General features: G+C 41.8%; 13 protein-coding genes and 1 riboswitch. Of the genes, 9 read left to right on the forward strand and 4 right to left on the reverse strand.

Features of this window, described 5'->3' with window-relative positions; all coding sequences use genetic code 11:
• The first annotated feature begins 148 nt into the window (after positions 1–148).
• The 9 genes from rpsO (at position 149) to LC20001_RS06565 (ending at position 9,871) form a co-directional block, all read left to right on the forward strand.
• On the forward strand, positions 149–418 hold the full coding sequence (gene rpsO, locus LC20001_RS06525) for a 30S ribosomal protein S15 (protein WP_004562567.1): 270 nt from the start codon (positions 149–151) through the stop codon (positions 416–418).
• A gap of 216 nt (positions 419–634) precedes the next feature.
• A complete protein-coding gene (dapA, locus tag LC20001_RS06530; protein WP_004562569.1) occupies positions 635–1,513 on the forward strand; it encodes a 4-hydroxy-tetrahydrodipicolinate synthase in 879 nt (292 codons plus the stop codon).
• A 39-nt stretch (positions 1,514–1,552) separates the two neighbouring features.
• A complete protein-coding gene (locus LC20001_RS06535) occupies positions 1,553–3,238 on the forward strand; it encodes a ribonuclease J (protein WP_176720056.1) in 1,686 nt (561 codons plus the stop codon).
• A 152-nt stretch (positions 3,239–3,390) separates the two neighbouring features.
• Positions 3,391–4,341, forward strand: coding sequence for a hypothetical protein (locus LC20001_RS06540; protein WP_004562573.1), 951 nt, complete (start codon positions 3,391–3,393; stop codon positions 4,339–4,341).
• A 226-nt stretch (positions 4,342–4,567) separates the two neighbouring features.
• On the forward strand, positions 4,568–5,755 hold the full coding sequence (tuf, locus tag LC20001_RS06545) for an elongation factor Tu (protein WP_004562580.1): 1,188 nt from the start codon (positions 4,568–4,570) through the stop codon (positions 5,753–5,755).
• Positions 5,756–5,965: 210 nt separating this feature from the next.
• The gene (gene tig, locus LC20001_RS06550; RefSeq protein ID WP_004562581.1) at positions 5,966–7,300 is read left to right on the forward strand and encodes a trigger factor; all 1,335 of its coding nucleotides are present in this window, start codon (positions 5,966–5,968) and stop codon (positions 7,298–7,300) included.
• A 293-nt stretch (positions 7,301–7,593) separates the two neighbouring features.
• Positions 7,594–8,844 (forward strand): ATP-dependent Clp protease ATP-binding subunit ClpX, encoded by a 1,251-nt coding sequence (clpX, locus tag LC20001_RS06555; RefSeq protein WP_004562582.1) that lies wholly within the window; start codon positions 7,594–7,596, stop codon positions 8,842–8,844.
• Between the two features lie 110 nt (positions 8,845–8,954).
• Positions 8,955–9,542, forward strand: a complete 588-nt coding sequence (gene yihA, locus LC20001_RS06560) for a ribosome biogenesis GTP-binding protein YihA/YsxC (protein WP_004562583.1) — start codon at positions 8,955–8,957, stop codon at positions 9,540–9,542.
• Positions 9,543–9,568: 26 nt separating this feature from the next.
• Positions 9,569–9,871, forward strand: coding sequence for a nucleoside triphosphate pyrophosphohydrolase family protein (locus LC20001_RS06565; RefSeq protein WP_004562584.1), 303 nt, complete (start codon positions 9,569–9,571; stop codon positions 9,869–9,871).
• 41 nt (positions 9,872–9,912) lie between these two features.
• Here the strand turns inward: LC20001_RS06565 and LC20001_RS06570 are convergent, their stop codons facing one another.
• From LC20001_RS06570 to LC20001_RS14385, 4 genes are all read right to left on the reverse strand, one after another.
• The gene (locus tag LC20001_RS06570) at positions 9,913–10,674 is read right to left on the reverse strand and encodes a 3-oxoacyl-ACP reductase (RefSeq protein WP_010009672.1); all 762 of its coding nucleotides are present in this window, start codon (positions 10,672–10,674) and stop codon (positions 9,913–9,915) included.
• Positions 10,674–10,898: a DUF2829 domain-containing protein gene (locus LC20001_RS06575; protein ID WP_010009670.1), complete on the reverse strand. Its 225-nt coding sequence runs from the start codon at positions 10,896–10,898 to the stop codon at positions 10,674–10,676. Before LC20001_RS06575 ends, LC20001_RS06570 begins: the two co-directional genes overlap by 1 nt.
• 74 nt (positions 10,899–10,972) lie before the next feature.
• A complete protein-coding gene (locus LC20001_RS06580; protein ID WP_010009668.1) occupies positions 10,973–11,464 on the reverse strand; it encodes a QueT transporter family protein in 492 nt (163 codons plus the stop codon).
• A 7-nt stretch (positions 11,465–11,471) separates the two neighbouring features.
• Positions 11,472–11,516: riboswitch (PreQ1 riboswitch) on the reverse strand.
• A gap of 103 nt (positions 11,517–11,619) precedes the next feature.
• Positions 11,620–11,763 (reverse strand): SPJ_0845 family protein, encoded by a 144-nt coding sequence (locus LC20001_RS14385; RefSeq protein ID WP_010009666.1) that lies wholly within the window; start codon positions 11,761–11,763, stop codon positions 11,620–11,622.
• Positions 11,764–11,837 lie beyond the last annotated feature (74 nt).

An 11,837-nucleotide genomic window follows, 5' to 3' on the forward strand; every position in this document is an offset into this window, starting at 1 on the left:
ATTTTGGCGCTAATTTGGCTTGCAATTTAAATTAGTTTCTAGTAAAGTAGACAACGTGCTTAGCACGAACCCAGCACTTGGTTTAACGAATCACCAACGTTTTACTCAGTTATGGGCATTTTATATATAGTGAAAGGTGTGGAAAAACATGGCAATTTCCCAAGAACGTAAAAACGAAATCATCACCAAATTTGCTCGTCATGAAGGCGACACAGGTTCGACAGAAGTACAAATCGCTGTCTTAACTGAAGAAATCAACACATTGAACGAACATATCCGGGTTCATAAGAAGGATTATCATTCTTACCGTGGTTTGATGAAAAAAATCGGTCATCGTCGTAACTTGTTAGCTTACTTGCGTAAGTCTGACATCCAACGTTACCGTGACTTGATCCAAAGCTTAGGCTTACGTCGTTAAGCTTTTATAGGAAGATGCAGCAGGGGTTATACCTTGTTGCATCTTTTTTATTTGTTGTAAAAACAATCCTGCAAGTGGTGGGGATAATGTCGTGACCGTTTTTTTGTGGTATCATAGAATAAAATTATTCTTAAAGACTAGAACGATTTAATAAGCATTGGTTACAGTTAGTTTTCTAAAATTTTTGATGAAAACTAATGATTCGGGGAGGATTTTATGGATTCGTTAAAAGATGTTTCATTGATCACAGCAATGGTTACCCCATTTGATGACACGGGTGCTGTGAGTTTTGATCGATTAGCTGTTTTGATCGAACATTTATTAAATACAGGGACACAAGCGATTTTAGTTGGTGGCACAACGGGCGAAGGACCAACTTTATCGATCACAGAAAAATTGGCTTTATTCAAGGAAACTGTTCGTTTAGTTGCTGGACGCGTGCCGATCATTGCAAATACGGGGAGCAATAATACGGCGGCTACAATTGAGTTTACGCAGCAAACCGCAGCAATCGCTGGTATCGACGCAGCATTGATTGTCGTTCCTTACTATAATAAGCCTAACCAAGCTGGTTTATTGGCGCATTTCCAAGCAGTTAGTGAGCAGGGCGGCTTACCAATCTTGATTTATAACATTCCGTCGCGTACCGGGGTTGCAATGTCGGTTGCCACGGCGCTACAGCTTTCTTTACTACCTAATGTGATCGGAATCAAAGATTGTACGGGGATCACTAATTTAGCCGCGCTAGTTGAAGGTACACAGGATCATGACTTTTATGTCTATACTGGTGAAGATGAATATGCTTTTGCCGCTAAGACACTAGGTGCACAGGGCGTGATCTCAGTTAGCAGTCATCTTTTTGGTGCAGAACTAAGCCAAATGTTTGCGGATCTTGCTGACAACAAAATCGGTGCAGCGGCAGCGATTATGCGGCAGCTAATCCCTAAGGGGCAGCAGTTATTTGCGCAACCTTCACCAGGTCCAGTCAAAGTTGCGTTGGCCCACGCTGGTATCCCTGTCGGCGGTGTTCGTTTACCGTTAGTGTTACCAAACAAAGTCGAACAAGAACGCTTATTAAATATTTTAGATCTTTAAGAAAACGAGGTGAAGTAATTGAGTAGTCATGTAAAAATCATGCCTTTAGGCGGCGTGCGTGAAAATGGTAAAAATATGTACGTTGTCGAAGTCGATGATGAAATTTATATCTTGGATTGCGGCTTGATGTACCCAGAAAATGAATTACTGGGGATCGATGTCGTTATTCCTGATTTCTCTTACTTAGAAGAGAATATTGATCGAGTTGTGGGGATCTTCTTGACCCACGGCCATGCGGATGCAATTGGTGCTTTACCATATTTCATCAAGCAGCATTCAGTACCTGTTTTTGGTTCTGAACTAACGATTGCTTTGGCTAAATTAAACGTTAAGGCCGACAAGCAAACTAGAAACTTTAAAGATTTTCATGTGATCGATAAAGATACCAAAATTGATTTTGAACGGGCAACGGTATCGTTCTTCAAGACGACACATTCTATTCCTGATTCTTTGGGAATTGTGATCGAAACCAATGCCGGCAGCGTAGTTTATACCGGTGATTTCAAATTTGATCAGTCAGCTACTCCAGAATATCAAAGTGACTTTGCGCGCTTAGCAGAAATCGGGCAGGGCAACGTCCTTGCACTATTAAGTGATTCTGCTAACGCCGAATCCCCTTACGAAATGGCTAGCGAACGCGATATTGCCGCTAATATTCTGGATACTTTCCAGTACCATAATGGACGGATCATTGCGGCGGCAGTGGCTTCCAATATTGCACGTATTCAGCAAGTGATTAATGCTGCTGCCAAGTCAGGGCGCAAAGTTGTTTTAACTGGGCGTGATCTAGAAAAGATCGTGCGGACGGCAATGCGCTTGAAACGGCTCAATTTGCCAAGTCCTGATATTTTGGTACCAACTAAGGATCTGCATAAGTTGGCACCAGAAAAGACAGTTATTCTAGAAACTGGCAAAATGGGTGAACCAATCAAAGCGTTGCAACGAATGGCAACAAATCGTCACCGGTTGATTCGTATCAAGGAAGGCGATCTTGTCTTTATTACGACAACGCCATCACACGCAATGGAAACCACAGTGGCTAAGACTAAAGATATGATCTATCGTGCTGGCGGCAAAGTTAAGTCGATCAGTGACGAGATTCATGTTTCCGGTCACGGTAATAAAAATAACCTTCAATTGATGATCAATTTGATCAAGCCAACTTATTTGGTGCCAGTTCAAGGTGAGTATCGGCTATTAGCTGCACATGCTAGTATTGCACATGAGACGGGGATTCCGTTTGAAAATATTTTCATCACCAGTAAAGGCGACGTCCTTGATTATCAAAAAGGGCAGATGCATTTAGCCAATCAAATCGATGTTGGTAATACGATGATCGATGGTATTGGTGTCGGTGATATTGGTAATATTGTGTTGCGTGATCGTAAAGTATTATCAGAAGATGGTATTTTTGTTGCGGTGATCACGATCAACCGGAAGAAACGGACCATCGTGTCCCATCCGAAAATCACGACCCGCGGTTTTGTTTATATTAAAACTAGCCGTGATCTCATTCATGAAAGTGCTAATCTAGTGACCAAAACGGTTCAAGATAATTTAGATAATAAAGAATTTGATTGGGGCCATTTGAAACAAGATATCCGTGAAGCGCTTAGTGGCTATTTATTTGAACAAACCAAACGACGGCCAGTGATTTTACCAGTGATCATGGAAGTCAATCAGAATCGGCGCCATACCGCTAATACGACAACAACTAAAGCATAAACTTATGGGACAAGGGATGGTGAATCAGCCACCTTTGTCCCATCTTGTTTAGCGCCATGTTTCTGGTGGCCAAATTGTGCCGCAAAATTAGAATCGGCGTTCATTTTTGGCCTATTATGCAACCATGTATGAAGCAGCAAGGAGGCTTATTGATGGGTGAACCGATCCCGTTTCCGCAAAATTTTCAACGTTTTGTTCAGCTAGGCTGTGAAGCTAGTCAAAAGCAACAGTGGACTGAGGCAATCGATTATTTACAAGCAGCTTACGAATTGAAGCAAACTTTTGCCGTTAATGTGTTATTGGTTACGGCGTTATTAGCGGATGAACAATATCAGCAAGCAGCAACACTAGCACAGGAGCAAGCGTCCGCGTATTTAGATTCACAAGATGCTGGTCGTTTATATTTGACCGTATTGTGCAAGATACATGATTTTATTGGAATCCGTAAACTTTGCCATCTGCAACCCGGCAAGCAGACGCCAACTTTTTGGACGCAACAATTAACATTGGTGAAACAGGCTGAAAAACTGTATCGGCAACAAGCAACGCAACAGATCAAAGAACTACAAAAGGCGTTATATCAATTAAGTGCGGTACCGATTTACGAACAGTTGAATTTAGCAAAGCGCGCACAGCAATTACCGCAAACTGAATTTGTGCTTGCTAGTCGGCGGTTATTAACCGATTTATATGTGCATCCATTACTGCGGGCTAATTTTTTAGATGAGTTACGGCAGTTAGGTATTAATACTGCAGTTGAGTATTTATGGTTGGACGAAACAATTAAAACGGTGGTGCCGGCAGAGTTGAAGGCAATCACAGAAGTCGCCAGCATTCAAGCTTTACAAAAGCAGTTGTTTACGCAGTTAGCGGCTGATCCAGTTTTGACACAAACCATTAGTGGTGAATTAGCTTTACATGCAGCTTATCTTTATCCTTGTGCCGATCAGGTGATCACGCAACCAAAAGTTTGGGCAGCCGTTTATCTAACCACTTATGCGGGTAAAAAAAATAATTTAGCGGCTTTTGCGACTGCTGAAATTACCGCAGTTCAGGACTGGCAACAGCGATTTAATCGATTAACTCAGCGTTTAAGCGAGTAAAATTCGCAGGTTTATGAAAAAATGCTGAAAAATATGAAATTATTAGGCAAAGGTGTTTACAAAGTTGGTAGAAGCCTATATAATATCTAAATGGATTCTTCCTTGTGCGAAGGCAAGCTAGACTTGGCTTTTAACAGTGGAAGTTGTATAATAAATAGTAAAGGATTATCGGCATTAACATTTTTGATGGCGAACTATTCTTGCGAAAATACAGGAGGTTTCATTAATGGCAAAAGAACATTATGAAAGAACAAAACCCCATGTTAATATCGGTACTATCGGCCATATTGATCACGGGAAAACTACTACAACGGCAGCAATTTCAAAGATTTTAGCTGACAAAGGCTTATCTAAGATGACTGACTTCGCTGCAATTGATTCAGCTCCAGAAGAACGTGAACGTGGTATTACGATCAATACTGCCCACGTTGAATACGAAACTGAAAAGCGCCATTATGCTCATATCGATGCTCCAGGACATGCTGATTACATCAAAAACATGATCACTGGTGCCGCTCAAATGGACGGTGCAATTTTAGTTGTTGCCGCAACTGATGGCCCAATGCCACAAACTCGCGAACATATCTTGTTAGCTCGCCAGGTTGGTGTTGAATACATCGTTGTATTCTTGAACAAGACTGACTTAGTTGACGATCCTGAATTGATCGACTTAGTTGAAATGGAAACACGTGAATTATTATCAGAATACGATTATCCTGGTGATGATATTCCATTTATCCGCGGTTCTGCGTTGAAGGCTCTTGAAGGCGACAAAGAAGAAGAAGCTCATATCATGGAATTAATGGATGCTGTCGATGAATATATCCCAACTCCAGAACGTAACAACGACTTACCATTCTTGATGCCTGTTGAAGATGTATTTACGATCACTGGTCGTGGTACTGTTGCTTCAGGTCGTATCGATCGTGGTATGGTTAAGATCGGTGACGAAGTTGAAATTCTTGGTTTACACCCAGAAGCTGTTAAATCAACTGTTACTGGTTTGGAAATGTTCCGTAAGACTTTGGACTTTGGTGAAGCCGGCGATAACGTTGGTGTCTTACTTCGTGGTATCAACCGCGACCAAGTTGAACGTGGTCAAGTTTTGGCTAAGCCAGGTTCGATCAAAGTTCATGACAAGTTTAAAGGTCAAGTTTATATCTTGAGCAAGGACGAAGGTGGCCGTCATACACCATTCTTCTCCAACTATCGTCCTCAGTTCTACTTCCATACAACTGACGTTACTGGTGTTATCCAATTACCAGAAAACGTTGAAATGGTTATGCCAGGCGATAACGTTGAATTCTCAGTTGATTTGATCGAACCAGTTGCGATCGAAAAAGGGACTAAGTTTACGGTTCGTGAAGGCGGCCGTACTGTCGGTGCCGGTGTCGTAACCGAAATCGACGAATAAGCTTAGCTTATGTTTAACTCGGAGCTTGTCTCCGAGTTTTTTTTATTATCAATAAGCTAATACAAGTCAGTTAAATCAGGCAATTAGACTTAAAAGCGTAATTAGCGCGGTTTTTTAGTGAGAATGATTTACAAGACCGTTAAACTACGTTAGAATAACAAAGTATGCAATTTATTAATTATGAAAAATTATGATTCCGGAGGGAAAGTAATGGCAGCAAAATGGGAAAAAAAAGGCGCCACTGATGGTGAATTAACCTTTGAAATTGAACAATCTAAAATTAAAGAAGGTTTAGATCAAGCATTTGCCCGCGTTAAAAAGAATCTTAACGTACCAGGCTTCCGTAAAGGTAAAGTCTCACGGCAAGTATTTAACTCAATGTACGGGGAAGCTGCATTGTACGAAGATGCATTAAACATTCTTCTTCCAGATGCTTATCAAAAAGCCATTGAAGAAACAAAAATCGAACCAGTTGATCAACCACATATTGACGTTGACAGCATGGAAAAAGATCAACCTTGGGTGATCGTTGCTAAAGTAACGGTTAAACCAGAAGTGACACTTGGCGAATACAAAGGTATGAAAGTACCTGAACAAGATCGTACAGTCACTGACGAAGACGTTGATGCTGATATCGAAAGCAAACGCCAACAACAAGCTGAATTAGTGCTTAAAGAAGACGGTGCAGCTGAATCTGGTGATACAGTTGTTATCGATTATAAAGGTACTGTTGACGGTGAAGCCTTTGAAGGCGGCACAGCTGATAATTACTCACTTGTTTTAGGCTCTAACTCATTCATCCCTGGCTTTGAAGATCAATTGATTGGTCATAAAGCTGATGAAGATGTTGACGTTAAGGTTACTTTCCCAGAAGACTATCAAGCTAAAGATCTAGCTGGTAAAGATGCAGTCTTTGCAACTAAGATCCATGAAGTTAAGTCGAAGGAATTACCTGAACTTGATGATGAATTCGCTAAAGACGTTGACGAAAACGTTGATACATTAGCTGAATTAAAAGATAAGGTTCGTAAAGACTTGCAACAAAGCAAGGACGATGCGGCAACAGAAGCTATCCAAGACGCTGCGATCCAAGCTGCAGTTGAAAATGCGACTGTTCAAGACATCCCACAAGCCATGATCGATGAAGAAGTTCAACGTCAAATGGACCAATACTTAGGCAACATGCAACGCCAAGGTATCGATCCTAAGATGTACTATCAATTGACTGGAACATCTGAAGACGATTTACGTAAGCAATTTGCTGGCGATGCTGAAACTCGTGTTAAAACGAACTTAGTATTAGAAGCAGTTGTTGCAGCTGAAGATATCAAACCTTCTGCTGATGAAATCGAAAAAGAAGTTAAAGATTTAGCTGACGAATACGGTATGGAAGTTAAAGCCGTTCGTAATGCTTTAACTGATGATATGTTGAGTCATGATATCGCCGTTAAGAAAGCAATTGAAATCATTGCTGATGCTGCAGTTGAATCAGCTGACGTTAAGCCAGCTAAAGAAGAAGCTGCTGATGCTGACGACGCTAAATAATTAGCTTTACTTTAAAATTGCGGTGTAAGAGTCATATACTTTTAGAGCTAGCGAACTGACACACGCTGATCAGTGTATGTCATTGCTACCTGAAAGGCTGACCCTTGCGCCGCTTTTTTGTCTAGTAAACTGAGGCTGTTCATATTTGTCAGTGAGGTTCTAGAATCAGTTTGCTTTACCTTCGAGTGTGGATATGCTAAAGTTTTCACTGTTCAAAGAAATTGGCATATCCGTTGGCAAGTGATTGTTTTTACGGTAAGATTGAACTAAGAAATTAATAGGGGTTGATATATGTGTTCGACAATACGGAAACGGATGGCCCTGTCAACTGCTCATTTTGCGGGAAGTCACAAGATCAAGTGAAGAAGATTGTCGCTGGACCGGGTGTCTACATCTGTAATGAATGCATTGACTTATGCAAAGAGATCATCGATGAAGAATTCCAAGATGAAGCATACAATGATCTACTTGAAGTACCGAAACCAGTTGAAATTTTAAATATTTTAAACCAGTACGTCATTGGGCAGGATGAAGCTAAACGTGCTTTGTCAGTTGCTGTTTATAACCATTACAAGCGGGTTAACCAAATGGAAGTTCAAAGTGATAATGATACTGAATTACAAAAGAGTAACATTTCTTTGATCGGACCAACTGGTTCAGGTAAAACCTTCTTGGCTCAAACATTGGCGCGTATCTTAAACGTTCCATTTGCAATTGCTGATGCAACTACTTTAACTGAAGCCGGCTACGTTGGTGAAGACGTTGAAAATATTCTCTTGAAGCTATTACAAAACGCGGATTATGATGTAGAAAAAGCCCAAAAAGGGATCATCTACATTGATGAAATCGATAAAATCGCTAAGAAGAGCGAAAATGTTTCAATCACGCGTGATGTTTCTGGCGAAGGGGTCCAACAAGCGTTATTGAAGATCTTGGAAGGCACGATTGCTAACGTTCCGCCGCAGGGTGGTCGTAAGCATCCACAACAAGAGTTTATTCAGATCGATACAACGAATATTCTCTTCATCGTTGGTGGGGCTTTTGATGGGATCGAAAACATTGTTAAGGAACGGTTAGGTGACAAGGTCATCGGCTTTAGTGGTCACGATGCCAAAGGCGTTGATGAATCAAAGAGTTTGATGCAACAAGTTATCCCCGAAGACTTAATGAAATTTGGCTTGATTCCTGAATTTATCGGCCGAATTCCGATCATGGCAGCATTAGAGAAATTGACCGAGGATGATTTGGTGCGGATCTTAACTGAACCAAAGAATGCTTTAGTCAAGCAGTATACGAAGTTGTTAGGTCTAGATGACGTCAAGCTTGAATTTGAGCCAGGTGCCCTTCACGCAATCGCACATGAGGCGATTGAACGGAATACTGGTGCCCGTGGCTTACGTTCGATCATTGAAGAAGTCATGATGGACATTATGTTTGATCTACCAAGTCGTGACGACGTTGCTAAGGCAATCATTACCGAAGATACTGTCGACGGTACTGGTAAGCCTAAGCTGGTCTTAGCGGATGATCAAAAAGCATCCTAAACTGATCTAAAAAAGAAACGATTCACTTGTTGAATCGTTTCTTTTTTTGCAGGTAGGTATGCTAAAATAGTAAGCAGTGATTCAGAACTATAGTTGTGGAGGAAAAATAAATGCAGATTCAGGATGTGGAATTGGTGATCAGCGCCGTAGCACCAATGCAGTATCCCACCGACGGTTTACCAGAAATCGCACTGACGGGCCGCTCCAACGTTGGTAAATCATCAATGATCAATAAGTTGATCCAACGTAAAAAAATGGCACGAACGTCAAGTACCCCTGGTAAAACACAAACTTTAAACTTTTATAAGCTGAATGATGCTTTTTATTTTGTAGATGTCCCTGGTTATGGTTATGCCAAGGTTTCAAAAAAAGACCGCGAAAGCTTTAGCCAGATGATCGAAACTTACTTGCAGGAGCGCGATAATTTGCGTGGTGTGATTTCGTTGATCGATGTGCGTCATGAACCGACTAAGGATGATCTGGCGATGTACAAGTACCTACAGTTCTTCGGTGTACCAGTGTTGGTCGTGGCAACTAAAGGCGATAAAGTACCGCGTGGTAAATGGAATCAGCGGGAAAGTAAGCTTAAGAAGGCACTCGAACTCAATCAAACTGATGACTTAGTTGTGTTCTCCAGTACGACTGGGATCGGTGGCGACCAAATCTGGCAGTGGGTCGAAGAACACTTGGCAGATTAAATTATTTTTAGAAAGTAGGGGCGCGTGTGGAATTTAATGATTATCAAAAATTAGCCAATCGGACTTTATTAGGCAATGAGCAGGTTTTAACTAATTGTGCGCTAGGCTTAGCTAGTGAAAGTGGCGAGGTCATTGATTTGATCAAAAAATACACGTTTAACGGGGAAGACTTGAAACGTGATGAATTAGTCAAGGAAATGGGTGACGTGCTCTGGTACTTGTCTCAAGTGGCTGAGTGGGCCAATATTCCCTTTGAAGAGGTCGCACAACAAAATATTACGACCTTAAATACGCGTTACGGTAAACAGATCGATGCGCAGAAGCAATAAAAAATACGACGCCCAATTATTGGGGGTCGTATTTTTTAGATTTATTTTTCGATCCAGCCGCCATCAATCGGAACGACACTACCGTGAATGTAGTCAGCGGCAGGGCTAGCTAGAAACAAGCTTAAAGCGGCGACTTCTTCGGGTTGCGCCCATCGTTGGGCTGGTGTTGCGGCCGCCACTTGGCGCGCCATTTTGGCATCATCTTGGAAGTCGGCTGCGTTCATTGGTGTATCGATCGCGCCAGGGGCGATACAATTAGCACGGATGCCCTTGGCGGCATAATCATAATCGATTTGTTTGGTCAGACCAATCACACCATGTTTAGCCGTCGTGTAAGCCACGCCGCCACCACCAGCGACTAAGCCAGCGATCGAAGCCATATTGATGATCACACCATGTTTTTGGGCCAACATTTGCGGTAATAACGCTTGAGCAAACAAAAATTGACTGGTGAGATTAGTAGCTAAAATGTTTTGCCAACTAGCTAATGTGGTCGCTAATAGTGGGGCGTAGGCGTCCAAAACGCCAGCAGTATTCAGCAGCAAGTCGATATGATCTAATTGTTCCAGCGCATGACTAACACTGGCTTGGATCGCTGCGGCATCGCGAACATCTACTTGCTCAAAAAAGAATTGCTGCGGGTATTGTTGCGTCAGTTGTTCAATCGAAGCATTGCTTTGGCGATCAATACCGAAGACAAGGACACCTTGAGCTAAAAAAGCCGTTGCTTGGGCATGACCGATACCAGAAGCCACACCAGTGATCAAAGCGTGCTGGTGAGCTAATTCGGGATAGGTTGCCATTATTCGACCACTTGCCAGTCGGTGGCGAGTAGGTCGCAGCTAGTTGGTTGAAACATTGACAAGCTAGGTACTTCGTCGGTTTTGATCAAAAAGTAAGGATTGATTGCTTCACCATGATAAGTTGCATCGTTAACTAGAAAGATGTACTGTTCACTACCTTCCCAGCCACTACGAATGACTTTTTTGCCAGCTGCTAATAAGGGTAAAACTTCATTAAAAGACATATTAAATCCCTCCTATTTTACAATTAAGATTAGGCGTTAGCGAATTACGCTAACTTGTAAACGCGACCCGGAAATTAGGCGGTTAGGTCGATCCGCTTAACTAAAATATAAAATAAAATTGCGCCGATGATTAACGAGATCAATTCACCGAAAGCGACGCTAAAGTAAGTTGGCCAAAAAGGGGCTTTGCTGACGAGGTGTAACTCTAAGGCGACGCTCCACATCGCGATGGTACAAATAATTGTACTAGTGGTTAATTTAGCCGCGACACTTTTTAAGCGCCGACTAAGATAGTAGCTAACGGTCGTCATGACCAGTGTGCCTAAAGTCCCAAAGATGATATCGATGATCCCCAAGGGTGAAAATAAATTGACGATCGCGCAGCCAATGGTTAACGCCCAGATGTAGCGTTTGTTAAAAATAGCCAAATGATTCAGCATTTCCGAAAAACGTAGCTGAGTCGCGCCAAAGCTCCATGGTGCCACCAACATGGTGATTGCAATATAAAGCGCGGCGATCACGCCAATCTTAGTCAGTGAACTGGTTTTGATCCTAGTTTTTTCCATTATAAATAGCCTCCTAGTTTTTTTCGGTGGGATGGTCACGAACCACCACTGACAAATTGTCAGACTTGCAGCATTAAGTATAACAAACTCAGCCGCTATGGGGAAATTTTGCCAGAAAAAAACTCAAGTCAGCGCTGACTTGAGTTGAGTTGGTTTTATTTTTTTGATGCGTCTTTTTTTGTGACTTTAGCTTCTTTAGGTTTTTTTGCAACTGGTTTTTCAACAGGCTTTTTTGGATCCAAGGCGAATTTATCGAATAATTCGTTTAGCGTGTTGTCTTGTTTCATGGTAAGTCCCATTGCCATCATCCTTTCTTTACTTGGTACCTATTTTAGCAGAAAAGTGGCAACTTTGCTCAGATAAGTGTTAGCCT

It is taken from the genome of Loigolactobacillus coryniformis subsp. coryniformis KCTC 3167 = DSM 20001 (assembly GCF_002706425.1).
Lineage (GTDB): Bacteria > Bacillota > Bacilli > Lactobacillales > Lactobacillaceae > Loigolactobacillus > Loigolactobacillus coryniformis.